The organism is Microcoleus sp. S36a_B3 (genome assembly GCF_036700745.1).
GTDB lineage: Bacteria > Cyanobacteriota > Cyanobacteriia > Cyanobacteriales > Microcoleaceae > Microcoleus.
Window position 1 is genome coordinate 9,594 of the sequence record NZ_JAUBPN010000036.1, and the last position, 26,838, is coordinate 36,431.

22 protein-coding genes are annotated in these 26,838 nt (G+C 46.9%); 12 read left to right on the top strand and 10 right to left on the bottom strand.

What is annotated here, in order from left to right; all coding sequences use genetic code 11:
* The 6 genes from QUA01_RS24570 to QUA01_RS24590 form a co-directional block, all read right to left on the bottom strand.
* On the bottom strand, positions 1-3,512 hold a 3,512-nt coding region (locus QUA01_RS24570; protein ID WP_333088809.1), incomplete at its 3' end, for a DUF4347 domain-containing protein.
* Positions 3,513-3,923: 411 nt separating this feature from the next.
* Positions 3,924-4,034: a hypothetical protein gene (locus tag QUA01_RS27535; protein ID WP_442921521.1), complete on the bottom strand. Its 111-nt coding sequence runs from the start codon at positions 4,032-4,034 to the stop codon at positions 3,924-3,926.
* A gap of 154 nt (positions 4,035-4,188) precedes the next feature.
* Positions 4,189-4,386, bottom strand: a complete 198-nt coding sequence (locus QUA01_RS24575; protein ID WP_106148975.1) for a hypothetical protein — start codon at positions 4,384-4,386, stop codon at positions 4,189-4,191.
* 53 nt (positions 4,387-4,439) lie between these two features.
* Positions 4,440-5,312, bottom strand: a complete 873-nt coding sequence (locus QUA01_RS24580; protein WP_333088808.1) for a 3'(2'),5'-bisphosphate nucleotidase CysQ family protein — start codon at positions 5,310-5,312, stop codon at positions 4,440-4,442.
* A 146-nt stretch (positions 5,313-5,458) separates the two neighbouring features.
* Entirely contained in the window at positions 5,459-6,589 is a 1,131-nt protein-coding gene (locus QUA01_RS24585) for a cupin-like domain-containing protein (protein ID WP_333088806.1), read from the bottom strand.
* Between the two features lie 224 nt (positions 6,590-6,813).
* Positions 6,814-7,677: a PfkB family carbohydrate kinase gene (locus QUA01_RS24590; protein WP_333088804.1), complete on the bottom strand. Its 864-nt coding sequence runs from the start codon at positions 7,675-7,677 to the stop codon at positions 6,814-6,816.
* A gap of 50 nt (positions 7,678-7,727) precedes the next feature.
* On the opposite strand from QUA01_RS24590, the gene rsmI reads away from it, so the two are divergent.
* A complete protein-coding gene (gene rsmI / locus QUA01_RS24595; protein WP_333088803.1) occupies positions 7,728-8,609 on the top strand; it encodes a 16S rRNA (cytidine(1402)-2'-O)-methyltransferase in 882 nt (293 codons plus the stop codon).
* 81 nt (positions 8,610-8,690) lie between these two features.
* Complete coding sequence (locus QUA01_RS24600; protein WP_194012791.1) at positions 8,691-9,908, top strand: glycosyltransferase; 1,218 nt, start codon at positions 8,691-8,693, stop codon at positions 9,906-9,908.
* A 119-nt stretch (positions 9,909-10,027) separates the two neighbouring features.
* Here QUA01_RS24600 and QUA01_RS24605 read toward each other — a convergent pair whose 3' ends face one another.
* Positions 10,028-11,092 (bottom strand): DNA cytosine methyltransferase, encoded by a 1,065-nt coding sequence (locus tag QUA01_RS24605; protein ID WP_333088801.1) that lies wholly within the window; start codon positions 11,090-11,092, stop codon positions 10,028-10,030.
* Positions 11,093-11,182: 90 nt separating this feature from the next.
* Here QUA01_RS24605 and QUA01_RS24610 point away from each other — a divergent pair, with 90 nt between their 5' ends.
* Positions 11,183-12,448, top strand: coding sequence for a bifunctional folylpolyglutamate synthase/dihydrofolate synthase (locus QUA01_RS24610; RefSeq protein ID WP_333088799.1), 1,266 nt, complete (start codon positions 11,183-11,185; stop codon positions 12,446-12,448).
* 5 nt (positions 12,449-12,453) lie between these two features.
* Here QUA01_RS24610 and QUA01_RS24615 read toward each other — a convergent pair whose 3' ends face one another.
* From QUA01_RS24615 to QUA01_RS24625, 3 genes are all read right to left on the bottom strand, one after another.
* Complete coding sequence (locus QUA01_RS24615) at positions 12,454-13,029, bottom strand: Uma2 family endonuclease (RefSeq protein WP_333088797.1); 576 nt, start codon at positions 13,027-13,029, stop codon at positions 12,454-12,456.
* A 384-nt stretch (positions 13,030-13,413) separates the two neighbouring features.
* Positions 13,414-14,697: an ABC transporter substrate-binding protein gene (locus QUA01_RS24620; RefSeq protein ID WP_333088795.1), complete on the bottom strand. Its 1,284-nt coding sequence runs from the start codon at positions 14,695-14,697 to the stop codon at positions 13,414-13,416.
* Positions 14,698-14,726: 29 nt separating this feature from the next.
* Complete coding sequence (locus QUA01_RS24625; protein WP_333088793.1) at positions 14,727-15,047, bottom strand: hypothetical protein; 321 nt, start codon at positions 15,045-15,047, stop codon at positions 14,727-14,729.
* A gap of 105 nt (positions 15,048-15,152) precedes the next feature.
* Here QUA01_RS24625 and pilM point away from each other — a divergent pair, with 105 nt between their 5' ends.
* The 9 genes from pilM (at position 15,153) to QUA01_RS24670 (ending at position 26,648) form a co-directional block, all read left to right on the top strand.
* The gene (gene pilM, locus QUA01_RS24630; protein ID WP_194012787.1) at positions 15,153-16,247 is read left to right on the top strand and encodes a type IV pilus assembly protein PilM; all 1,095 of its coding nucleotides are present in this window, start codon (positions 15,153-15,155) and stop codon (positions 16,245-16,247) included.
* Positions 16,248-16,740: 493 nt separating this feature from the next.
* Positions 16,741-17,652 carry a PilN domain-containing protein gene (locus tag QUA01_RS24635; protein ID WP_333088791.1) on the top strand — a complete coding sequence of 304 codons (912 nt, stop codon included), beginning with the start codon at positions 16,741-16,743 and terminating at the stop codon, positions 17,650-17,652.
* On the top strand, positions 17,649-18,443 hold the full coding sequence (locus QUA01_RS24640) for a pilus assembly protein PilO (RefSeq protein ID WP_194070450.1): 795 nt from the start codon (positions 17,649-17,651) through the stop codon (positions 18,441-18,443). Before QUA01_RS24635 ends, QUA01_RS24640 begins: the two co-directional genes overlap by 4 nt.
* 711 nt (positions 18,444-19,154) lie before the next feature.
* Positions 19,155-21,575 (top strand): AMIN domain-containing protein, encoded by a 2,421-nt coding sequence (locus QUA01_RS24645; protein ID WP_333088790.1) that lies wholly within the window; start codon positions 19,155-19,157, stop codon positions 21,573-21,575.
* 14 nt (positions 21,576-21,589) lie between these two features.
* The gene (locus QUA01_RS24650) at positions 21,590-21,802 is read left to right on the top strand and encodes a hypothetical protein (RefSeq protein ID WP_333088789.1); all 213 of its coding nucleotides are present in this window, start codon (positions 21,590-21,592) and stop codon (positions 21,800-21,802) included.
* A gap of 408 nt (positions 21,803-22,210) precedes the next feature.
* Positions 22,211-22,501, top strand: coding sequence for an HU family DNA-binding protein (locus QUA01_RS24655; RefSeq protein ID WP_194009466.1), 291 nt, complete (start codon positions 22,211-22,213; stop codon positions 22,499-22,501).
* 15 nt (positions 22,502-22,516) lie between these two features.
* A complete protein-coding gene (gene cobD, locus QUA01_RS24660) occupies positions 22,517-23,650 on the top strand; it encodes a threonine-phosphate decarboxylase CobD (protein WP_333088785.1) in 1,134 nt (377 codons plus the stop codon).
* Between the two features lie 319 nt (positions 23,651-23,969).
* Positions 23,970-25,154 carry an RNA-guided endonuclease InsQ/TnpB family protein gene (locus QUA01_RS24665; protein ID WP_333088782.1) on the top strand — a complete coding sequence of 395 codons (1,185 nt, stop codon included), beginning with the start codon at positions 23,970-23,972 and terminating at the stop codon, positions 25,152-25,154.
* An 18-nt stretch (positions 25,155-25,172) separates the two neighbouring features.
* Positions 25,173-26,648, top strand: coding sequence for a dihydrolipoyl dehydrogenase family protein (locus QUA01_RS24670; protein ID WP_333088780.1), 1,476 nt, complete (start codon positions 25,173-25,175; stop codon positions 26,646-26,648).
* Positions 26,649-26,838: the final 190 nt, after the last annotated feature.

Consider the following 26,838-nt stretch of genomic DNA (forward strand, 5'->3'; position numbering starts at 1 on the left):
GGAGTCGGAGTGACAGATGTTGTCGGAGTTGGAGTCGGAGTGACAGATGTCGTCGGAGTCGGAGTCGGAGTGACAGATGTTGTCGGAGTTGGAGTCGGAGTGACAGATGTCGTCGGAGTCGGAGTCGGAGTGACAGATGTTGTCGGCGTTGGAGTCAGAGTCGGCGTTGGAGTTGGCGGTGGCGGCGGTGGCGCTACATCGTTATCTGCGATCGCCACTGTCACCCCTGGAACCACAACCACATTATACTTAGCATCAGTGCTGCTCGCACTGTGAGTAATTTTGCTGCTGTGTGAACCTTCCACAATCGCATCGTCAACAGCTATCACCGTAACGGGTTGAGCGACATTCCAATTATTGGGAGTGAAAGTGATAGGGGCGATCGGCTTAATCTCATTATCTGTTGTGAGAGTGAGAGTTACAGGGGCGATCGGCTGCGATTTCAGTGCTAAAGTGTACGTACCGTTTGCACCGCCTTCGGTAGCAGTTGTTTCGGCAACACTAACAGAAACACCAGCCGTATCATTGTCCTTATTGGTAATACCAACATCCGCCACCTCTCGGTTGCTGTAATTCGCATCTGTACTAACAGCAGCAGCCGTGACAATTTTGTACTCAATATCGCCGTCAGCAATACTGTCATTAACTCCAGTTACTGTCACCGGTTGCGGCACATTCCAGCTAGCCGGAGTGAAAGTTATACTGTTAGTTGAAACTGTTCCTTCCGCAACATTGGAACTATTCAAACCGATAGTCACATCAGCAGTCGGCTGAGTATTCAAAATCACAGTAAAGTCAGTCTTAGTGCCATCTTCGCCCGTAGTCAAGCCCGCCGTCGGATTCACCGTAATTCCCGGAGTTTCATTGTCACTGTTAGTGACGGCGACATCATCAGGATCGAGGTTATTGTAATTAGCATCGGTACTGACAGCAGCAGCCGTGACTATTTTGTAAGGTTGAGGGCCATCAGCTACTAAATCGTCAACACCACTCACCGTGATTGGTTGTGGTTGATCGTAGTTAGCAGAAGTGAAAGTTAAGCTATTAGTTGAAACGGTTCCTTCTGCAACATTGGAACTGCTCAAACCGAAAGTAACATCAGCAGTTGGTTGAGAGTTGAGTTTGACAGTGAAGGTAGCAGTGCCACCGACTTCACTTGTACTTAATGCTGTTGGGTTAACAGTAAAGCCAGCTTTGTCATCATTAGTAATAGTTGTGGTAGCGGTAGCAGTGGTAATTGTCGGTGTTACGCCTGGGCTGGTGGGATTGGACAGGGTGACGGCAATGGTTTCGTCGGGTTCAACTAGGGTGTCGCCTAATACATCGAGAGTAATGGTTTTGGATGTTTCACCAGCCGCAAAATTAATTGTGCCAGTAGCAGTAGTTGCCCCTGAAGTGCCGCCGATGTTGTTATAATCGCTGACGTTTGTAGCTGTTCCGGCGATCGCATAATTGACGCTACTTGCCCCGCCGGTGTTGCCGCTGCGAGTCGCAGTGAAAGTCAGAGGTTTTGTGCCGCTATTACCTTCGGGAATGCTGGCAATACCGGCGGCAATGGCATAAGAAACAGTACCGTTGGCTGCAATAGTTAATGTTGTTTGTTTTGTTGTACCTGCAACGCCTCCGGTGATTGTGCCAAAGTTGAGAATTGCGGTTTCGGCGTTTTCAGGGAGATTGTCGGGTTTGATAGTAACTGCAACATTCTGGGTGAGTGCGGCACCTGTTGCACCTGCGGGGAATGTAATTGAGGTAGGTAAAAAGGTGTAGTCTGAATTTTCGGTGGCTGTGCTGCTAGGGTCGATCGCAATTGGTACAACTACATCGCCCAAGGGAGTGTCGCCACTGATGGTGACGGGAATCTCAACTGCGGTGTCTGTGGTTCCTTCTGTACCGCTGTATGTTGCAGTACCAAAATTAACTGTATTGGGTGTATTTAGCAGCACCGAAACGTTATCGGAACCGTTATTTGTTACTGCCAAATCCGGGAGAGTATCAGCATTAAAGTTGCCGGCAATAATGGAATATGGATCTGTGCCCGCAGCAAAGTTAATGGGGGCACTAAAACCGCCAGTACCGTTACCAACTAAAATTGCAGCGCCGCTGCTGCTTCTTACTGCTAAGTCAAGTTTGCCGTCTCCGCTAAAGTCATTCGCAACAATGCCTTCCAGCCCTGTCCCCGCGCTAAACCCAGTGGCCGCGCCAAAGCCACCAGTGCCATTTCCTAATAGAATTGAGACATTGTTAGAACCGTTGTTAGCTGTGGCTAAGTCGAGGAGATTGTCTCCGTTAAAGTCCCCAGTGGCGATCGAATTTGGATTTATCCCTGCTGCAACATTAGTCGGTGCACCAAATCCGCCCGTACCATTCGCTAAAAAAACAGAAATGGTGTTAGATAAACTATTCGGCACAGCTAAATCGGAAAAAGTATCTCCGTTAAAGTCCCCCACTGTCATGAAAGCGGGAATTGACTGCGCGCTCAAGTTAGTGTTGAAATTCAATGCCCCGCTGCCACTGCTATTTGCCAGCAAAATTGTGACAGTGCCAGAGGGACTGCCAGGGCTTGAATTGACTACTGCTAAGTCTGAAAAGTTGTCGCCGTTAAACTTCCCAACTGCAACCGAGATAGGAGATACTCCTGTAGGATATGGAGTGGGGCTGCCAAAACCGCCCGTACCATTTCCTAAGAAAACGAAAAGGGCGCCACCAGTGCCGCTACCAACTACTGCCAAGTCGGGGAAATTATCATTGTTAAAATTGCCGATCGCGATCGATTGGGGACGTGACACCGCCAAGGTAGGAATAGGCGCGGGATTAAAGCCACCGATGCCATTTCCTAACAGGATAGAAACATTATTAGATCCTTGGTTTGCTACAGCTAAATCGGGTTTGCCGTCGGCGTTAAAATCCCCCGTAGCGATGCCCGCAGGACTTGTCCCCGCACCAAAATTAGTTGCCGCACCAAAACTATTCAAAACGTACTCGTAACCTGCCAATACTTCGGCTGCAAATATTAGCGGTGTTTTGATTTCTCCGCTGCTGATTTCCAGTTCCCAGTCCCCGCCCTTTGCTACACTTCCCGTGAGGTTTTGCGAAGCTGCAACACTAGCGCCGGTTAACTCACTCAGGCGTTTTATAAATGCTTTACCTGTCTCGCCTGCTGCTACGTTGCACCCGTACAAAAGAATGTGAGGTCGATTGTTGGGGATTGAGTCGGTTCGTGGCGAAAACCACTGCTGTAGATCATGCCGATCGCCCTCAATATCATCTAAACTCAAGCTACCGCCGCCCAATTGCAAGCTGCCGGGAGCACCGTGAGAAACTATGTGAATGCTGTCAATACTGGTTCGATCGCGTAAAACTTCAGTAATTTGGGCGATCGCATCTTGATTCCCATCCAAAACCACTACTTCCGTACCCGGTTTTACCCCGGCAATCAAACTTTGATAATTTGGTACTTGAGTGTCGATAAAGGCGATCGCACTTACTGAAACTCGATTATTTAATTTCGGCATAATACACCTGACTCGGGTAAAAAAGACAACAATTCCCCGGTTTCGCGACTTGCATCCGAAACTCTTTTTGAAGCTTGTAGCAACCATAACAGTTGTTTCAGAGAAAATATATAAACTTTTCTCCATAAAAACACTTAGTTATTAAAGCTTTGATAAAGATACAAAAATTAATTAAGTAATATTTCGTACTATCCAGCACGAAGTTGATAATTCAACACAAAATCAATAAGTTGCCAGTGTAATTATATCTAAGTATTAATATCGTCTTTTTGATAGATATGTGCGATCGGGGCGGGTTTATGAGATTATGGGTATTAGGCAATTATTTTTCGTAAAACCCGCCCCTACAGGTTATTCGTTAGAATATTTAAGGGCGCTCGTAAATGAAATGCACAAGGGCGATCGGGTGCTTTATTTCTGAGCTAAAATTGCATCATAATCGCCATGAGTCCCTATCCAAAACCAGACAATACCTTCAGGTTTCTCAACTCCCAGAGCTCGGTAACTATCGCCTACTCGCACCGATTGCAATTGCTTTCGCCTGCCAACTTTTTTTAAATGCAGTGAAGGATGATACGGATCGACTTTTAGTAATTGTAATTTTTATCAGCTAAGGCTTGTATTTCTTTAGGTAGCTGGCGATAGCACTGCCAAAAACGCGGTAAAGTCAGATGCTTCATAACACTTTAGCCAATCCAGCTTCATACTCTGCATCAACTTCATCAAGTAGCGCATCTAACCGCCCATCCTCCAAATCTTCTTCAATTTGCCGGTCCCAAACTTGTTGTCGATACTCTATCAGCCAAGTAGTTAACTCCGATAGTTCCTTAACCGACAAATTCATAATTGCTGTTTCAAGTTCTTTAACGCTCATACATTTTGCCACATTATGATATTATTAATATAGCAAATTATTTGCACTTAAATTCAACTCCCATCAATCCCTGCCAAAATCCTCTCAGCATCCCCGCACAAAGCATCGTGACAGCAACCGTTACTCGCCAACAATCCCCCCCACTGACTCACATCTCCCCGGTTGTACTGCAAAGCAGAACCGTCAAAACGAGTAAATTGACCACCCGCTTCCGTCAAAATCAATTCCGGTGCCGCTAAATCCCAATCCTTCGGCGCAGACTTTCCCGAAAGGGCAATATAAACATCAGCTTTTTGTTCCACAATTGTCGCAATTTTGCAGCCGATACTGCCCACAGCTAGTTGATTTTGACAAGGCAATTTGTGTAACAATTGATTAAAGCGATCGCCCCGGTGACTGCGGCTGGTTACTATAGATAAATCTGCCAGTATATTTCGCGCCGAAACCTGCAATTTGACCGCAGAACCGTCCCGACTTTCCATAAAAGCGCCAGCATCCCGAATTGCGTAATAAATCTTTTGTTGTTCCGGCCAAGCCACAACCGCTAATACCGGTCTTCCCTCAAACGCTAAAGCAATGTGAACGGCAAATTCCCCCGTCTTGTCAATAAAATCGCGCGTTCCATCCAAAGGGTCAATAATCCAAACCCAAGATTGAGGTAAAGGAACTTGACCGCAACTTTCTAAATAAGACTTGTAAGTTTCTTCGCTGAGATAGCCAAATTCTGCATTCCCTAAAACAGACTGCAATTCATCTAAAATGTAAGAATTAACAGCGATATCGGCCGCCGTAACTGGGCCGTCTTTTTTCTCTTGAATGTCCAGGTTTGGAGTCTGGGAATCGGGGTGATAGTAGGATTGCAAAATATCTGTCGCACCCCAAGCCGCCGCCCGCGCAATTTCGCTTAATTCTTCAAGATTTTTCATTTTTTAAACCGTAGATGAACGCTGATAAACGCAGATAGATGTTCGTGTTTGCAAGTGGTCAACTGTCAACTGACAACTGACAACTGACAACTGACAACTGTCAACTGACAACTGACAACTGACAACTGACAACTGACAACTGACAACTACCAATTGATATGAGGATATTTCCATTCATAATAATTGGGAAACACAAAATTAGTAAACGACACCGAAATACTCACCTCTAGCGATTTTACATGATGCCACCAACCCACAGGAATAAATATAACTTCTCCCGGTTCCAAAATTACCTCAATGATTTTTGCATCTCTGTAAAGCGGATATTTGTCATAGTCGGGATTTTCGCCATCAACCTTGCTAAAAACTCCGACATGATTGTAAAGCAGAGGTGTTTGCTGGGGAGAAATCAATTTAATCAGCTTGCGTCCCGATACCTGTGCTAAAACTAAGTTAACTGGGTCGTGATGCAGCGGCGTAATTGTACCCTTCGGGCCGAACCAAAAGAAAACTCTGCCTTTTGTATCACCGGGATTGAGGTATTCTGGGAAAATCTCAAAGTCGTTAAATAGCGATTTAAATTCTTCTCTTTCCAGAGTTTGATTGTTAGCAACCATGTAGCAGTCGTTGCTGGGGCCACCGTTGACGACCATATCTACATACTCGCGGAAGAAAACGATTTTTTTGTGGTTGTGTACCTTAATTTCGTAATCCGGGTCTGAGTTGCGGTTGGCTTGAATTTCTACCTCTGCATCTCCATATTTTTGCTGCAAATACTCCGGTGTCCACAACTGTAATGCTTTCCAGTTGTGCATGATGTTGGTAATAATTACGGGAGTATTTTTAGCGTAGTAATTTTCTAAAAAATACTCTCTGGAAAGGCTGCTTTTGCGTTCGATTGTGCCAAACTTGGAAGAGAGTGCGGCTAATTGATTGTTGATGTTAAGTTGCGATTCCAGTTTCTGCAATAGCTGTACGTAATGGCTACCTGCTTGGAAGTAAGGATGAGATGATATTTCGGTAACTTCTGCAGTTGCTGTTTCGGCATCTATGCCTGTATTTACTAGGGCTTGAATAATTTCTGCGTCTGCTTTATTTAATAATTTGTTGGCCGCTACCCACTGTTTCAAGTTGTCTGGGACTTCTGGTTTGCTTGGCGCTGCTGCGAGTAGGTTTGGTAAGTTTTGCGTCAGCCATTCTAGATTAACCTGTTGTTGTTCGGTTAAGGTAATCCGCAAGGGGGGAAGTGTGATGCTTAGGGGTTGAGTTTCAGCCATGATTTGAGTGTTTTGTTTTGGGGTAGTTTTGTTTTGCTTGCAGGTGTTTTACTAATATAGCAATCTTGTTTGATTTGTGGATTTTTTGGGCGAACCGCGAAGACGCAAAGGGCGCAAAGGAAGAAAGGAGAGGGTTGATATGATTATTTTAGCTTAACAAGTGTTGTCTGTTTCTGTTTTCTGGGTGCGATCGCTTTTTTCCGGATAGTTGGGTTATTTTAAAGTTAAGGTTGAATGTTTTTTATCCATTGACGGGTTCCGAAAGTTTTGCAGGAATCGGAAGCTATTTTGGCGGCGGCGGTGATGGCAGTTGTAAAGTTATTTTGTAAAATATAGTGACAGAAAGCGCCGTGAAAAATGTCGCCTGCGCCTAAGGTGTCTGCGGCTTGGATTTGAGGCACTTCTAAACTGCCGAAACTGCCTTTGCTGAGGTATTTAATCGGTTTTTCGCCGCGCGTGATGGCAATGTGGGGAATTCCGGCTGCTGAGAGGTAAGCAAAGACTTGTTCTGAATTGTTGCAGTCGGGCGGATGAAAGTTATCGGAACATACGGCCCATTCAATGAAGGGCAATATTTCTTCTAATCCGGGTTTCCAACTGCCGCCATCGAGGACGATGGGAATGTTTTTTGATTGGGCGAGTTCAGCGATTTCTTGGCTGGCTGGAATTTGGTGTCCGTCAAACAGTATGATATTAACTGATGTTAAAATATCCTGGTTAATTGTTTGACTGTCAACTTGCGATTTCGTAGCATTGATGGAAATTACCGATCGATCGCCCGTTGCTTCAGTTACAATAATCGAAGAGACTGGTGGAGTGTGCGAGATCCCTGGTTGCAAATCAATTATCCTGACATTATACTCCGCTAAGTCTGCACGAATCAATTGGGCGATCGCGCCAGTGCCCAAAACCCCCGCCAACACCGACGCATTCCCCAAACAGCTAAAAGTCACCGCAGCATTTGTCGCCGGCCCGCCCGCAGCAATGGTACAATCAGCAGCAACAACTTTCTGATTTTCACCCGGAGGCTTCTCGGCTAAATAAACTAAATCTAAAGTCGCCAATCCCAAAAATAATCCAGTTTTCATATCCGCATTAATCCGCGTACATCTGCGGTTAAAAACAAAAAAATCTCCTAATGCAGCCAAATCCTAACACAGGAACACTTTACATTGTCGGAACCCCAATCGGCAACCTCGAAGACATGACATATCGCGCTATCCGAATTTTACAAACAGTAGATTTCATCGCCGCCGAAGACACCCGCCACACAGGCAAACTTTTACACCACTTTCAAATCAAAACACCCCAAATCAGCTATCACGAACACAACCAACAACAGCGACTCCCCGAATTAATCGACAAACTGCAGTTAGGAAAAAGTATCGCCATTGTAACCGATGCTGGAATGCCGGGAATTTCAGACCCCGGATACGAGTTAGTCAAAGCTTGCGCCGATGCTAATATTAACATTATTCCGATTCCCGGCCCCAGCGCCTGCATAGTCGGGATAAGTGCATCGGGATTACCTACAGACAGATTTGTATTTGAAGGATTCTTGCCCGCCAAAGGTCAAGAACGCCAGCGCGGTTTAGAAGCTTTGCAAATAGAATCCCGCACTATTATTTTATACGAATCTCCCCACCGATTGCGGCAAACTTTACAAGATTTAGCAAATACCTTGGGAAGCGACAGACAGATTGTGCTGGCGAGAGAGTTAACTAAAATGCACGAAGAGTTTTGGCGTGGTAGTATAGAAAGTGCGATCGAACTTTACACCGCACGCGAACCCCAAGGAGAATTTACCCTCGTAATTGGTGGCCTGCAAACAGACGCACCAATTTTCTCCGAAGACGCCATCAAAGCCGAATTACAAACATTAATAGCAGAAGGCATCAGCCGTTCCCAAGCCAGCCGCCAACTAGCCCAACAAACATCCCTCCCCCGCCGCCAAATCTATCAACTCGCCCTCACAATTGGCGACAATGAATCACTAGAACAACCCTTAGATGACTTGTGAATAACCCTCTCTTCTCCTCCTCTGCGCCCTCTGCGCCCTCTGCGGTAAAAAAAGAAACTCAATAATCACACTAAAAATTATATGGTACGCGGAAACTACGATCGCCAAAAACCCTACTTACGCAACCCCAACATCAACAAACCAATCGCCGAAATCTATGCAGACTTAGACGCCTTTAGCTGGGAGATATTTGAAGACCAACCCCACCGCTTCGATACCGTAAGTTTCTACGTCTTGCTTCCCCCGCTATTTTACGAAGGAAAATTCATCAAAGGAATTTACTTAAGCGAAGGAGTCGAACTAATCAACAAACTATTTCCCCAACTTTCCTCAGTATTTTTATCCTTCACCTATTCCCCCGGAATCTCCTATTCCTGGGCCCCTGTCGCCGACGCATACTCTAGTTTATACAAAAACCCGCAGCGAGATAAATGGTTTCGCGAAACTTATCCAAATCGCGCCAACAAACCGATCGTACCACTGCAAGACACAGACTTCATCAACGAATACTTAATTTCTCCCCGCAACGTCCCCGCCAAAGACATCGACTTGCTAGCCGTCGCCCGAATTTCCGAAGAAAAGAATTTGCCGACGATTGCTAAAGCCTTAAAAATTTACCGCCAAAAATATCCGCAAAAACCAATAAAATTAACAGTTGTCAGCGGTCACGACTTTGATGTTAATAACCTAAATACTCTCGACGAACTCGCCTTAAAAGAATGGCACCAAGTAGAGGCAATTTTAGGCAATCCCTCCGACTACATCAACTTACTACCGCGAGTTGACTACTACAGCGAAATGCCTGTATATTATTCGCGCGCCCAAGCCTTCGTCCTCGGTTCCCTCCTCGAAGGAAAAAACCGGGGAATTACCGAAGCAATGAGTTGCAACGTACCAGTAATTTGTTTTGAAGAATTCAACCAATACGCCAGAGGAAACTCGCCTGTTTTCCCGGAAGGTGCGGGACTTTACGCCAAATTTGACCCGGAATCCTTAGCCGATACTATTCATACAGTCTTGCAAAATCAAACCGAATTTAAGCCGCGATATCAGTATTTAAAGCATTGCGGGCGCAAGAATTTTTTTAACACTTGTATCGATAGTTTTCCTTACTATCAGCATAACATTCCCGACTACAAACCGGGAGAAGCATTTAAGAATTTGTGGCTGGATTTGGCGGTGCAGCAAAATTATCAAATTAGTTTGGATAGTTTTTTGTACGGAGGTTCTCCCCTGTCTCATATTCGCGGCATAAATACGATTCAGCAAAATCTCGGTGAGTTAACTAAGTTTCAATGACAGATAATTCGGAATGATTAAACCGCAGAGGCCACAGAGGACACAGAGGAAGAGAAGAGAGAGATGAATAATTCTGATGTCAAGGGATTTGAGATTAGTCTTCATGGCGAGGAATTTCGCTAAAGGGCTCGTGGAATTGATTCCCTAGCGACTGGTAGATGGTCGGCTTCAGTTGACACTAATGCCCTATTCCCTATGGCAATATCCTCAAAAATCTTACTTGCTAAAACTCTTGCTAAATTAACAGGAACAGCATTCCCGACCATCTTATATCCATCCGCAATATACTTGTACTTGAAAATAAACTTATCCGGGAAAGTCTGAACTCTCGCACACTCTCGCACAGAAAGCCGACGGTAAGGCTGAGGGGAATTCGGGTCAAAAATGCGCTTATCTTTGCCAACCAAAATCATTTTACTAGCTTGAGGGTGCAGAGGTGCGTGTCGGCCGCCCGCCTGAATTGTAAACGAAGGTTCGCCCCAACTTCTAACTCGATTTCGCGACATATAAATGCTCGAAAACCCCAAATCTGCACATTCGTGATTCGCGACAGCATCGTGATAATTATCTACTTTACCCTTAACTGACATTGGGGCGATCGCCTTTAAGTCAAAAATCGCATCTTCCAGCGTCAAAACATCGGTTTCAGGTTTGGGAAACTCAAAACCAAAACCCAGATTTTCCCGATAACCGACAACAATTACCCTTTGTCTATCTTGCGGCACACCAAAACTTTTAGCATTCAGCAACTGGAACGAAACCCGATACCCGATCGCCTCAAACTGCGATAATATATAAGTGAAAGCATCACGATTTCTAGGCGCTAAAATACCCCGAACATTCTCAGCCAAGAAAAACAAAGGCTGCTTGTCCCGCACAATTCTGATATACTCCCAAAAAAGCTGACCCCGACTATCATCAATCCCGCGTTTCGCACCAGCCGCACTCCAACTTTGACAAGGAGGCCCGCCGATAATTCCAATACAGTCGGGAATTTCATCAGAATTAATTTTTCTGATATCTCTGCGGTCTAAAATAGTGTCAGGATGATTGAAATTATACGTATCCCAAATAGACTTATCATATTCATTCGCCCAAACCGGATTAAACCCAGCCAACCGAAAACCCAAATCCAACCCACCACAACCCGAAAACAGAGAAATAATATTTTTAGTTATCAACATCTATCTCTTTTCTTCCTTCGCGCCCTTTGCGCCTTCGCGGTTCGCAAAAAAAATCTAATTCACAAATAAATATAACACTTATCATCCTCAATGAATGCAGAATCCATCCTCCAATCTTACCAACACTTCGGCGTACACCTCGGCCTAGAAAGAATCCAACAACTCCTCCAAAAACTAGATAACCCCCACCAAAAAGTCCCCATTATCCACATTGCCGGCACAAATGGCAAAGGTTCAGTCTGCGCTTACCTCTCATCCGTACTAACAGCAGCAGGCTATCGAGTCGGGCGCTACACATCCCCGCACCTAATCGATTGGACAGAAAGAATTTGTATCAATCAAAAACCAATTTCTACAATAGCATTGCAACAGTGTCTAGAACAAGTTGTCAGCGCTGCAGAAGGTAACACAGAAACTCCCACTCAATTTGAAATCATCACCGCTGCAGCTTGGCTGTATTTCGCCGAACAAAAAGCAAATATTGCCGTCATAGAAACAGGATTGGGCGGTAGACTAGACGCGACTAATGTTTGCGAAACTCCCCTTGTCAGTGTCATTACTTCTATCAGTCTCGACCACTGCCAAATCCTCGGCCCTACTGTCGCCGATATTGCTGGAGAAAAAGCCGGAATTCTCAAATCAAAGTGTCCGGTAGTTGTCGGAGAATTGCCAGAATCTGCTAGAATAGTAGTAGAAAAACGCATTAAAGAATTAGACTCTCCGGCAATTTGGGTAAAACCAGCGGTAGATTTAGGACAAGGATTTGCAGAATATCAGTTAAGTCAAAATTCGGTTAAAATCAAATATCAATTGCCATTGTTGGGACAAATTCAATTAATGAATTCGGCGATCGCACTTGCAACTCTCCACACCCTCCAAAACCTAGGATGGCAAATCTCCCCCACCGCCATCGCCGACGGAATCGCCAAAACCCAATGGCGCGGAAGACTTCAGCAAACTACCTGGAAAAACCGCACCATCCTGATTGACGGCGCGCACAACCCCGCTGCTGCGATCGCCCTGCGCGAATATGTAGATCATCTTACCAGTTCCCCGTCCCCGATTAACTGGGTAATCGGCATTTTGGCGACGAAAGACTGCGATGATATTTTACAAGCTTTACTCAAAAAGGGCGATCGGCTTTACCTAGTACCCGTACCCGATCAAAACTCATCATCCCCCACAGAATTAGCCGCCATCGCTGAAAATATCTGCCCCGAATTAACAGTTTGTCAAGCCTTCCCCGACTTAACAACAGCCTTAGATGCTGCTGTAGCAGGCGACAATTTAACAGTGCTTTGTGGTTCCCTGTATCTCGTCGGCTACTTTCTGCAACAACAACAATCCCAAGCTTAAACGCATTATAATTGCGTTTCTTCTTCTGTAAAAATAGGAGGCCACAGTTCCGAAACGGGCAATTCCCAACCGGGAAAAAGTTCTGCTACTGTTAAGATATCGCCATTTCCTAAAACAGTGGGTTCACCTGTAGAGCGATAAATAGTCACTGTTTCTTCATCAGGATCGATCAGAATTCCGACGATCGCACCCAGTTCTATAAACTTCAAAACCTTGGTTTCTATAGGCTTAATGCGATCGCTCTGAGATTTAATCTCAACCACCAAATCGGGGACAAGTTCTCCAAAATAACGCGGACTTTGGCGCAAGCGGGCCGCCCGCACAAAAGAAACATCAGGTGCTTTGACATTCGTATCCGGCATGATGAAACCGCCTGCGGAGTCAAAGACTCTTCCCAAGCGACGGGGATTTATCCAAGCGAAAAGAAAGGCGATCAGACGGCTACTGATTTCACTGGATACGATGTCTGATGGCCCCATAATTGAAAGTCTCCCGTCTTCTAGTTCCATTTTGTAATCTAAACCAGCTTCGGAAAAAAGGGTTTGAACTTGGTTTAAATCTTTGAGTGTCATCGCTGGCATAAGAATTTTCTCCTATTCCGATCAGAGCTTTGATTTTAACACAAGTCAAATTTATGAATATTTGAGGGATTTAGGCTGTTTTTGTAGAAATCATCAATCAAGCTGCATTCAGAAAGGCGATCGCACGGGATAAATAAACCCGGTTGCTGGGATGAGCGATCGTTCTTATCAACAAACATTTACCTCTAAAATAGTCGAGATTGACTTATCCAGAGTTATCCTCCGACTCCGCCCTGTGAAAAAGCGGTAATTTCATCATTCGATAATAACTTAAAAGCTTATATATATGGCGACACGGATTCCCATTATTTAATAATACGTCAAGTAGCAGAAAAAAGCAAGGGGGAAAAGCAAAAATATTTCCGCCCCAGCTTCAATTAAAAACTACCTTTGATCCCAAGCATTCGCCGCATCACTCACAGCTTGTTCCACGGATTTTTCCCCCAACATCGCCGCTTGCAAATTGTCATAAATCGCCTTTTGCAACTTCTTAACATCCTTGAGAGGGGGAATTAACAACTCAGCTTTCGCCAAGCCAGAAGCACTGACAATCCGAGCTCGATCGCTCGGAGCAGCATCAGCCGGAACATTCTTAAAATAAGAGTCCTGCAAAGCCTCAACCGTAGAAGGCAAAACATTAGCAACCTTCGCAAAAGCCAACTGATTTTGAGAATTAGTCAGAAACAAAGCAAACTTGACAGCATCGTCGGGGCGCTTGCTGTCGCGAGGTACAACCAAATTCATCACTGCCACAGTCTTCTTGCCGGTTTCCCCCGTAATTTGAGGCGCAGCAGCCGAGACAGCACCGATAGTCGGAGCATTGTCAGCGATCGCCTTTAAAAACTGCGGCCCAGAACCCAACAAAGCAGTTTCTCCAGCTTGATAAAGCTCGATCGCCCTGCGGTGGCCCTGCACCAAAACATCCTGTGGCAAAAGTCCGCCCTTGTACAAATCCACCCAATACTGAAAAACAGCCTTCCCCTTATCAGTATTAAAAGCAGCCTTACCTTTAGCATCAACCAAAGGCACGCCCATCTGCACAAAAGATTGCAAAACCTCCGACGAATCTTCCGGTACAAAAGTCGCAAAAAAAGCAAATTTACCAGTCTTCTCCTTCACCTGTTTCGCCACAGCCGCCAACTCGGCATAGGTAGCGGGAGGCTTAGCAATTCCAGCTTTTTTAAACAACTCCGTATTGTAAATTGTCACCCCAGTTGTCAGATACCAAGGAATCCCAAAAGTCTTGCCATCAAGTACGCTAGCTTTCCAGATATTTGGCAGATAGAGCGATCGCACTTGCTCCGAAATTCGAGAGTCCAAATCCAGCCAAGCATTGCGCCCCGCCAACAGCGAAGCAAAATCTGGATTCAGGTTCACCACATCCGGCGCAGTTTTCGCCGAAACAGCACCCAAAATCTTACTTTCCATCGCCGACCAAGGGACATCCACCCAACGCACCTTCACGCCCGGATTTTTGGCTTCAAAATCAGCGATCGTCTGATTAAAATACTCAGTAAACTGAGGTTGAAGCTGCATCGTCCAGAACTCGATTTCGTTAGCATTCTTAGTTTGGGAATTAACAGCAGGCTTGCCGCAACTGACCACCGCAGCCAGCAGCAGCCCCACCAGCCCAAAAACAGCAAACAGTTGCCAAGATTTACGCTTCATAGAATTTAATTTCAGAATCATGGGAACCGTTAGAGAAAAAAAGCACAGCCCGCCGAGAAAACCAGAGAGTCAAGTTCTAGTCTTGGTTGCGCCAGAGCCCTGCGAGGGAAAGAGTCGGTTTTGCAGCCGCACCGGCAGGTTTTCGGTCGATCGAGCTGAAAATTGTTGACATTCGCCGGAGAATAGCTATTGTCAAGTAAATTGGATAGCATAAAATCGGAACTAGCGATCGCGCAACCAAGACCCTGCAGCGCAGCACCGCCAACGGTACTGCGAACACCGAGATTACAGCAGGCGCGTTGGAAATACATACTAGGCCAGCAATCCAAACCCGCCGGCCGATGGGTCATTCCTAATTGAAAATCCCAAATGGTATCACCCTCCAACAGCCAACGGCTGAGTCAGGCTGGCCAACCACAAAATAAACAAATAGCAACTACCGGCGACCCAATCACATGGTTAACTTTTTCAAAGGTCTACTTTCCCAACGCCAGCCAGGAATCGGGATCGAAATAGCCCCAGACCGCATCAACATCATTCAGCTCGAAAAGAAAGCTCAGGCATTAAAATTAGGCATCCTAGCCTCAATAGAAGTACCAGAAGACATAATACAAGAAGGGCAAATAGTCGATCCGCCCGGAATGGCAGAACTCATCCGGTCAGTCCTCGCCGAAAACAAAATCAAAGCCAAGAAAGTAGCCACAGCCATTCCCGGCCGCGAAGCCGTCATCCGCTTAATTCCAGTTCCCGCAGAACTCAACGAAGAAGAACTGCGGGATTACATGAACGCAGAAGCAGGGCTGTACTTGCCGTTTCCCAGAGAAGATGCCGACGTAGACTATCAAAAAATCGGCCTATTTGTAGATGACGACGGCGTAGAAAAAGTGCAAGTGGTATTAGTAGCTACCCGCAGAGAAGTTACCGACACATACATCGAAACCTTCAAAGAAGCCGGACTGATCATAGACGTGCTAGAAGTAACCAGCTTTGCCCTGATTCGCACCCTCAAAGACCAACTGCAACAATTTTCATCCCAAGAAGCCGCCGTCCTCACAGACATAGAATTTGACAGTACCGAATTAGCTATAGTAGTGGACGGCATACCACAATTTAACCGTACCATCCCGATCGGCACCTACCAAATCCAGACCGCCCTCAACGAAGCCATGAACCTGCCCCCAACCAGAGACACCACCGAACTGCAAGGCATGACCCTGCCAGTAACGGATACAATGGGCGCATCGGGAGACGCCAATCCAGGCACAAATGCCATGATTAAAGTATTGGGAGAACTCGCAGACGAACTGCGCCGCTCAGTAGACTTTTACCTCAACCAGAGCGAAGAACTCGAAGTAGCGCAACTGCTGCTAGCAGGCCCCGGAGCCGCGATCGGCAAACTCGACGAATTTTTCATGCAGAGATTAAGTTTGCCCGCATCCCAAGTCGATCCCATCGAAACCCTAGGACTCGAAATCAGCCAAGAAATTAGCCCCGAACAGCGAGCAGGCTTAGGAGTAGCCCTAGGCTTAGGACTCAGGGAGGTGCTCTAACCTAACAGTTTTAGATAATAGTAGAAAAACAGATTTGAGAATTTTAGGAAAAAGCTTCCTCCGAAAAAAGAAGACCCCTGATGCAGAAGGTAAAATATTGGAGGTAAAAGGTAAAAAGTAAAAGGTAGAATATCCGAGATAGAAGCAGCCAATTCCTTCGGAAAAAGGCAGAAAGTTGTTTCCTTCTTCCCTAAATAAACCCTTAACTTGTACCGATAATCTGGCGCTCACTCTAAAATCTAAAATTTCACATTTAAAGCAACCGCCCTCACAGTTAAGACGTTCTTAATTGCTCAAACCTCAGCCGTCGATTGCCACCAAAAATCTCTCGCGCCGATCGCTAAAGCCTTCCTCCGACCTTCTTTTTTCTGATAACTGATAACGTTCGCTCGCGGGGAACAGCACTGATGACTAATGACCAATAACTAATGACCAATAACTAATGACCAATGACCAATGACTTCTTCCTTCAGCTATAAAATCGAGTGAAGCCATGTACAGCCTAGATATTAATTTTCTCAACGATCGCCCGGACTACAAACCAGTCACAGCAGCCAAAAGCTCAGCTAAAAGAAGTTCCGGTGGAGCCAAAGACCAACTGCCCCTCATAGGGGCGCTGCTGTTTGCCTTCGGCCTCAACGCCGCAGTCATGGGCGCCTGGTGGTGGGCGACCAACGAAAACACCGGCTTAGACAAAGAACAAGCAACCCTCAACCAAGAACTGGCAAAATTAAACACTCAAGCCAGCACCATCAAAGCCATCAACGCCGAAACCGACAAAATTACCGGCGAATACAAAGCATTAGCCGGAGTATTCGACCAAATTAAACCGTGGTCGGCCATGCTGCAAGACATCAGCGCCCGCACCCCCGCCGGAGTGCAAATTTCCAAAATCGAGCAAATCGACCCAAGTCCCGCCCCCGTCGCAGCACCCCCACCCCCGGCAGCAACTCCCGCCGCCTCCCCAGGGGCCAGTCCGTCTCCGGGTGCAACTCCCCCAGCCAGCCCCACCCCAGTGGCTGCTCCCACCCCCATCGTCCCGCCCCAAACTGCAAAAGTACAAATTTCAGGGATAGCAAGTACCTTTGCTCAAGTTAACGACTTTATTCTGCTAGTCCAGCGCTCTCCTTTCTTCCTCGACACCGATACCAAACTGGTAGCGGCCACATTAAAAAACAACCCCACACAATTACAAGTACGCAACCCAACCGATTCAGCAGCAGAACTTCCCAAACTCCGACCAGTGGTGGAATATAAAATTGAAACCACACTCAGCCCGACTGGAGCCTCCGAGTTGCTCTCCGAACTGCGGAACAAGCAAGCAGACGGACTAGCAATACGGATAGAAACACTTCAAGAAAAAGGAATACTAGAATCACAAAAAGGAGAAGTGAAAAAACCATGACAGCAGCAAACGAGTTTATTCCCAGCGGAGCAGAAGAGACAGGGGGTAAGGAAATATTCGGCATTAAGCTGACACCCCAAATCCAAGCCATAGGCATCGCGGTTCTCGGCCTCGGCGTGGCCGGCTACCTAGGCTACCAGTTCGTACTCCCAGAATTCCAAAAAAGCGGCGAATTGAAGCAAAAACTGGTCGAAAGCAAGCAAACGCAAGTGCAATTGCAAGCTCAAATTCAAAAAAAGGCAGAAGCAGAAGCCAAGCAAGAAGAAGCAAAACAGCGCCGCGCCCAAGTGACGGCAATGTTTGCGAGCGATGGAAGCGCCAACACCCTGCTGCTTGACATGACCCAACTGGTTAATCGGATCAACGCCGGCGTGCAAGGAGACGACCTCAAGGCTAAAATTACCAAATTTGAGCCGGATATGCCGCCAGCTACAGCAACCGCTGCGGCGGGAGCTCCAGACCCTGATATTCTCAACGATACGTCCTTCGGGCCGTCCCTTGTTGGCAAGCTCAGGCGCAAAAAATATAAGGTAGAGTTTGAAGGCAATTTTGCTCAAACCCGCAATTTTATGCGTAGTTTGGAGTTGATGCAGTCCCTGTTAGTAGTGAGGAATTTGAAATCTGAATTGCTAGCATCAAATCAGGCCATAGAAATCGATTTTTTGAAAGGGAAAATCATCCCAGTAGCTCAGCCGCAAACAAAAATTAAAACGGCTTTTGACTTGTACGCGCTCCTGCCGTTAAAGCAAGAAGAAAAACCGCCAACTCCGGCTCCGATTCCTGCCAAATAGCGCGAGGCGAGCGGATATAGCGGTTTTCAATTTCTGCGAGGTACATGAACTCCTTAATTACATGGCTTGTACAGAAGACTCTAGAAAACTGGTTTTTTACCGAAATCAAGATTTTTTTGGCTAGTGTTTTGGTGGAAAACCCGGTTTCGGGGTACTATAGCAATCAGTTTATCTAAGTCCGCTCTTGCTCGGGATATGCGTTACTTTCGCAAAGTCGGGTAACGAGCAATCCCACAAATTCTGCAAGAATTGCTGTAGATAAGTCATAAATTGTCCATTAGGAAAAATTCCATCGCACCTCATTTTTCGCTCGCAAGGCAATATTAGGAACGCAAATTGAATAATTTCAAACATCTGCTAGACTTTTTTCTCTCCAAACGTGGCGAGGTAAAAAAAGGAAGAGTATCCGACCCTGCATTACCAGGAATGGCCTGGTAATGCTCGGAACGAACAACTGTTATTTAATTGCTATTCCTTAGCTATTTCAATTCGCTGTTTCGGGAGAAGGTTGAAGGCAAAATGTCGAAGATTTGATTCACCAAAAAATATCAAAAATATTTGTGTGTGAATTTTAAATGATAGTTTGTGCCTAATTATGCCTATTTTCTCAATTCAAAAAAAACTGAAAACGAGAGAGGTTTCAGTTAGTGCCAAAAGCTCGCTAGTCAAGATTGCGAACAATAAATAACCAAGTGTAGTGGAGGAGAGAACGTGAAACAGCATCTACGGTTAAGTGGTGGAATCTTCAGCAGCGTTGCTGGAATTATAATCGCCCAAGCGCCAGTCTCGGCAGCGCCGACTCAAGTCACAGGAGTGCAAGTAAGTCAAGCCAATAATGGGGTAAATATTGTCCTGGCTACGGAAAAGGGCGATCGCCCGCAAGTTTTCGCCATCAACAGCGGCAATACCTACCAAGCCACAATTACTAACACCAAGCTCCGCTTGTCCCAAGGCAACAGCTTCCGTCAAGATAACCCAGCTCCGGGCATTTCCTCAGTAGAAATCACCCAGATAGAAGCTAACAGCATCCGCGTTGTGGTAGCCGGCACCAACGGAGTTCCCAACGGACAAGTTATGCCCGGACAAGGCCAAAACATCGTCCTCAGCGTTGCCGGACAGGGCGGGACTGTGCAATCTACCCAAGCAGCAGCGCCTGCATTGCCCGCGCTCAACCAAACCCAAGCTTTGCCCCCGCCGCCTCCGGGACTGCCGCTGAACCAAACAGCTCCCCGGCCAGCTCCCCAAATCCGCACCTCGCAAAACGAGCGCGTGCTGCTGCCCAATCCCGAAGTTACTGTTACTAGGGACGATCGCCCGCCCCTACCAAGCGAAATTCAATCTCAAACCAATCAAGCTGCCCCTTTCCTGCCCAGGGCTGTAGCACCGCCATTGGGAGATATCTCCGTATCTAACATCGCCCCCGGCGTAGGAAATATTGAGCTGAGTTCGGGAGAACGCATCCCCCGCTTGGTGCTGCGGGATGCCCCAGTACGAGACGTTTTAGCTCTGCTCGCTCGCGCTGCGGGATTGAACATTGCTTTTACAGGCGGCGGGGCGGCGGGGCCGGGGCAACCGGCGGCCGCACCCGGAGCAGCAGGAGGCTCCGATGAAGGGCCGAAGATTTCCTTGGACATCGAAAATGAGTCGGTGCAAGATGTTTTTAATTACGTGCTGCGGATCAGCGGACTGCAAGCCAACCGCGTCGGGCGCACGATTTTTGTGGGCTCTAATTTGCCCCTAGACTCGCGCAATATTATCGTTCGGACTCTGCGGCTCAATCAAGTCAGATCTACCGATGCAGCTAACTTTTTGAGCGCTCAAGGTGCGGAAACTCAACTGCCGATTACTCGGGTGACTATTCAAACCGTGGGCCAGGGAAATGCGGCGCGGGATGTGGAAATTCGGGAACCGGATATTAAGGCAATTGGCGCTAGGGACGGCAACGGGCCACTGTTGCTGAGGGGGCTGTCGGTGCTGGCGGATGCCCGACTCAATTCGATCACTTTGGTGGGAGATCCGCGCAAAGTCGATATTGCCGTAGCTTTCTTGACTCAACTAGATTTGCGCCGCCGTCAAGTGGCTGTCAACGTCAAGGTGATCGATGTCAACTTGCTGGGAAACAACCAAAGTAGCAGCAGTTTCTCTTTCGGAATTAATAACAATTTCTTTGTCAATGATGGGGGAGTAGCAAGTCTCAATTTTGGAGGCTTGCGGCCGCCTGGTGAAACTGACCTTACGGGGATCAACGGTCGGCCGATCGTCGACAACCGAGACATTCCCACAGAAAACAGGACACCTTTCTACGATCCTAGGGGAAATTTAATCAACGTACCGCTCACGGGACTCGGTGGCGGGTTGTTCGTCCAGCCGACAGCGCCGATTACTAATGACCCCGCGCGAGTTGGGATTAGCGATTACACAGCGTTTGACCCTACAACGGTGAATTCTGCCGGAAGTGCGACTTTTGCCCTGTTCCCGCTGTTCCAATATCCGAGGAGGTTCTTGTCGGCGTTGCGGGCAACTATTCAAAGCCAGAATGCCAAAATCCTCACCGATCCGACTCTGGTGGTTCAAGAAGGAGAAACGGCGAATGTAAATATTACTGATGAGGTGCTCAGTAACGTCACGTCGCAAACGCAGACTACCGGCAATACGAGTACCACAACGGTGACGGCTGTTAAGGATCGGGCGGGTTTGCAGTTGGGGGTGGCGATCGATCGAATTGACGATAATGGCTTTGTTTCTCTGCGGGTGAACCCGGTGATCAGGACACCGGGCGTCGAGCAAGCACTGTCTACGGGCGCGAACACCAATATTATCAGGCTGCTGGGCGAGCGCTCTTTGCAATCGGGGTTAATTCGCCTGCGGGACGGTCAGACTTTGATTGTTTCGGGGATTATCCGCGACGAAGAACGGGTTACGGCGAACAAGATTCCGATTTTGGGAGATTTGCCGATTATCGGTTCGCTGTTCAGGAGCACGACTAAGGCCAACCAGCGGGCGGAGTTGATTGTGTTGCTGACTCCGCAGATTTTGGATGATAGCGATCGATCGAACTTTGGCTATCAAAACAACATCAGTCCCGACGCGCGCCAACTGTTGCAGCGCAGCCAGCCCGTCCAACCGAGATAGTTGGCAGTTGGCTGTTGGCAGTTGGCAGTTGGCAGTTGGCTGTTGTCAGTTGGCTGTTGGCTGTTGGCTGTTGGCTGTTGGCTGTGAGTGCCCGCCCTCTTAGTTGGCAGTCCGGCATTGCGTTAGTCCGGCGGGCCGCCAGGGTTAAGTCCCTGGCGGCCCTGCCCAGAAAAGGGAAAGGGACAAAGGAAGAAGGCAAAAAAAATCCTTTAGCCATTGACAAATGACATTTTGTTCTTTCTATTTCTCCTTTTGTCCGCTCTGAAATCCACGGAGGCAAGAAATCGGCTCTCCAAAGTGGTATTTTTTTAACGAAATTTGGGTATTAATTTAAAAAGTTGGCAAGTTCCATATAAATTAAAGGTTCCACCGATCCATAACGGTCGGCAAGACTTTAGAATAATGCAGTGAAAATTAGATGCTGTGGGGTTTTCAGCAATTAAAAACAAAAATTCCTTTTCTGACCAATTATCCTAGGGTAATTGGTATTCAGCAGGAGTTTTTCAGGGGGAAGCGGGCTGGAGCAATAGGGGACTACCCAAATCTCCAAATCCAAACTCCCAATGCAGTTACCACTCACAGCTAATAGTTGAACTCGGTTTGACGTATTTTACAAATTCCAGAAGGAGTTCGGAATGAACAAAGGTGAATTGGTTGATGCAGTCGCAGAAAAGGCTACTGTCACTAAAAAACAGGCAGATGCGGTTTTGAGCGCTGCTTTGGAAGCAATTATGGAAGCTGTCTCCGAGGGCGACAAGGTGACGCTGGTCGGTTTTGGCTCGTTTGAGTCGCGGGAACGCAAGGCCCGTGAGGGTCGCAATCCAAAAACCGGCGACAAGATGGAAATCCCGGCAACCAGAGTTCCTGCATTTTCTGCAGGGAAGTTGTTTAAGGACAGAGTTGCACCGGCGAAAAACGCCGAATAACGGGCAAACTGAGTCTTGATCAGACCTGTACACGGTGGAAATTTAGCTTGGGCAGCCGCATTAGCTGGCTGCCCAGCTTCTGCTATTCTCGATTTTTCTGCCAGTATCAGTCCTTTGGGCCCTCCTGAGTCGGCCTTGGCTGCGATTAAAGCTCGCTTGAGCAGTCTGACGGCTTACCCAGACCCGGATTATGGAGAGTTGAGGGCTGCTTTGGGTGAGGCGTTTAATGTTGACCCGGATTGGGTTTTGCCGGGGAATGGTTCGGCGGAATTGTTGACTTGGGCGGCTTGGGATTTGTCGGATCTGGAGGCTACTTATTTGGTGACTCCGGCTTTTGGCGATTACTGGCGGGCTCTTTCGGGTTTTGGGGCGCAGGTGCTCGATTGTCCTTTGGATCTCAAATCGTTGGGCCAGGAGCTTTTGAGCGGGTTAGTAACTGATGGTTTGTCGGTTTCTAACCGCTCTTTTGTTTCTCTTTTTCCTGCTGTCCCGGTTCCTTTTGCTCTGGGGGCCGATCGAGGTTTGCTATTGAACAACCCCCACAATCCTACGGGTTTGCTGTTCGGTAGGGAGGCGATTTTGCCTTATGTGGAGCAGTTAGGTATGGTGGTGGTGGATGAGGCTTTTATGGACTTTCTACCACCGGAAAAACAGCAAAGTTCGATCGCTGCTGTTGAGGAGTTTCCGAATTTGGTGATTTTACGATCGCTCACTAAATTCTATTCTCTGCCGGGACTGCGGATGGGCTGTGCGATCGCGCATCCCGATATTCTCCGCCGCTGGCAGTTGCGGCGCGATCCTTGGCCTGTGAATGCTCTGGCGGAGGCGGCGGCGGCTGCTGTGGTGCGAGATGCTGCTTTTGAGCGGAAAACTTGGGATTGGCTGCCTGTGGCTCGCCAAGAGTTGTTTGAGGGTTTGGCTAATTTACCTGGTTTGCGGCCTTGGACGGGGGCGGCTAATTTTTTGTTGGTTGAGTCGTCGCTGTCGGTGGCTGCGATTCAAAAAAGTCTGCTGGAAAAACACCGGATTTTGATTCGGGATTGTTTGAGTTTTCCTGAGTTGGGCGATCGATTTTTTCGAGTAGCTGTGCGCGAGAAGGCGGACAATCTGCGACTGATTGCTGGACTTGCGGATGTCTGTTGTCGTTAACTCGGAAATTCATCTCACGTCATAATCTTTGATTTTGGCGTGAGATGAATGTCAGAAGATCCAGAAGAGCGGGCGAATGGAATTCGCGCCTATACAGACAAAACCCGCGGAGGCGGGTTGAAGAGTGGGCCGTTGAAATTACGTTGTTTTCTTGAGTCGCATCCGGCGGACATCGATTGTATAGGCGTGGCTTCAACCGCCCTCCTATCTACTACTGACTTCTTTATCGAAAATATGGGTCTAAAACCCTGTCCTGCCAGGACGGCTTTACTTTTACACAAACTTAGTTTACCATAGTAATAGTAGTTAGGTAAGTGCAGTGTTAAAAGCCCACAAGTACAGAATCTATCCGACTAACCAACAATCAATACTGCTTGCCAAGTCGTTTGGTTCTGTACGTTGGTTTTACAACTATGCACTTAGCCTAACCAGTGAAACTTACAAAGCAACTGGCAAAGGTTTAAGCCGTAACGACACGATTAACCTGTTACCTTCCTTGAAGAAAGAGTATCAGTGGTTAACAGAACCTCCATCACAATGTTTGCAGCAAGTAGCATTAGATTTGTCTAGTGCTTTTCTGAATTTTTTTGAAAAGAGGGCTAAATATCCTAATTTCAAAAAAAAAGGACAAAAGCAATCTATTCGCTTCCCTCAAGGTATCAAGCTAGATGGCCAATTTTTAACCTTGCCCAAGTTAGGTAAGGTTTACTGCAAAATATCTAGGTTGCCTGGGGGGAAACTTAAATCTGTGACTGTATCTCTAACTGTGTCGGGCGAATATTACGCTTCTTGTCTTTACGATGATGGCAAAGCTCTGCCTGCAACACTATCACAAGGCAAGGCTATTGGCGTGGATTTGGGTATCAACCACTATGCCATAACCTCTGATGGCACTAAACATGACAACCCCAAATACTATCGTAAATATGAAGTAAAATTGTCCCAAAAACAGAAGCAACTCAGTCGGAAGCAGAAGGGATCTAAAAACCGCTATAAGGCTCGGATTAAAGTTGCTAAAGTTCATGAAAAAATCACTCGATGTCGTGAAGATTTTTTACACAAACTAAGTCGTAAATTAGTTGACGAAAACCAAGTCATAGTCGTAGAAAATCTAGCGGTGAAAAACATGGTCAGAAACCCTAAGTTGGCTAAATCTATTAGTGATGCTGGGTGGGGAAAATTATGTACCATGTTGAAGTACAAGTCCGAGTGGTCAGGGAAACTCTACATTGAAGTAAATAGATTTTTTCCGAGTTCAAAGATTTGTAGCAACTGTTTGCATCAGATAGAGCGCCTCAGTTTGGATATTCGTAGCTGGCAATGTCCCCAATGTCAAACGATACATGACAGGGATATTAATGCGGCGATCAATATCAGAGATGAAGGTTTACGACTTTTGGCGGGAGGGCATCTCGCTACCGCTTCTGGAGAAAAAGTAAGACCAAGTAAAGGTACTGCTTTTACAAGGCGTTTTTCTGTGAAGGAAGAATCCTCATACCTTTAGGCTGGGGAGTTGTCAATTATGCTTGATTATGATTTAGTGATTATTGGTGGAACTCCGGCCGGACGTTATGCTGCTTTGACGGCAACTAATTTCCCGGCCCGCGTTGCTTTGGTGGAACCGCTAAGCAATTCGCCAGATTTGCCGATTGAGGAGAAGGTGTCGATCGACCTTGGCTTGAGATACAGCCAAACTTTGAGCGAGGCTGCTCGTTTTGCTCAGCAGCTTCGCCGCCTACAGTTGGCGGTTCGCCCGGATGTGGCTGATTCGTCTGCGCCGCTCGAATTGCCCTTAGATGGTCTGTTCAAATGGACTGAAGGTGTTGTTTCTAATTTAGAAGAAATTGACGATCTCGGCGTTTTGGCTGCTCGCGGGGTCGATATTATTTTTGGTAGCGGCGAGTTTGTTGCAAAACCTAAGTTGGCTTTTGTTACGGGCGATCGATCTTTGCGATCGCGCTGTTATTTGCTAGCTTCTCCAACTTTACCGACGGTTCCCAATATTGAAGGACTTTTGTCTGTCGGCTTTTTTACTTCGGAAACTGTCGCCCAATTGACCAAACTTCCACAGTTACCTCAAAGTTTGGCTGTAGTTGGTGCCGATCCCAGCGGGGTAGAAGTGGCTCAAACTTTTGCTCGATTAGGGGTGGCTGTGACGCTTGTGGTCAAGGCTTCGCGGATTTTGGCCAAAGAAGACCGGGAGGCTGCAGGCTTGGTTCAAGCTGCAATGGAGGCGGTTGGAGTCCGCATTCTGACTTCTACTGAGGTGACTCAAGCTCGGGTGATTGAGGGTAAAAAGTGGATTCAAGCCGGGCCCAGGGCGATCGAAGCTGAGGAGATTTTTTTGGCTGCTGGCCGCGGACACAATTTTCCATCGTTAAATCTCGAAGCGGTTGGGGTTAAATTTAACAATCGCAGGTTGATTTTAAATGAAAAATTGCAAACAACTAATTCGCGCATTTATGCGATCGGCGATGTTGCTGGTGGTTATCCGTTTCCTCATATTGCTAATGCCGAAGCTGCGGTGGCTGTGAAAAATGCTTTGTTTTTGCCGCTGTTTCAAATAGATTATCGCGGGATTCCTTGGGCGATTTTTTCCGATCCGCAGTTGGCGAGGGTTGGTTTGACTGAGGCGCAAGCAAGGCGTCGTTTTGGAGACGATTTGATTGTTTGTCGAGAATATTTTAAGAATGTTGAAAAAGCTCAAATGTGCGGGGAGACTACTGGTTTTTGTAAGATTGTCGCGCGTCGCAATGGGGAGATTTTGGGAGCGAGTATTGTAGGGGCACAAGCTGCTGAGTTGATTCATGCGATCGCTCTGGCTGTGCGTCACGGGATGAAGGTTGAGGCGATCGCGGAACTTCCTTATATTTGGTCGAGTTTTTCGGCAATTAACGGTCAAACTGCTACTATCTGGGAGTCGCAGCGCTTCCGCAGCAATACTTTGATGCAGAATTTATGCGAGAATTTATTTCACTGGCGCAGGTATTGGAAATGAAAAGATTAGTCATTGGGCATTGGGCAAACAGGGCATTGGGCGAGCGCGAAGCGGAGGGATTGGGCATTGGTAATTGGTAATTGGGAATTGGCCAAACAGGGAATTGGGCATTGGTAATATCAAATCCGGTAGCATCGGAATTATAAAATCGAGTCAGATCAAATCCGCGCTTCATAGTTCTGTATTCATC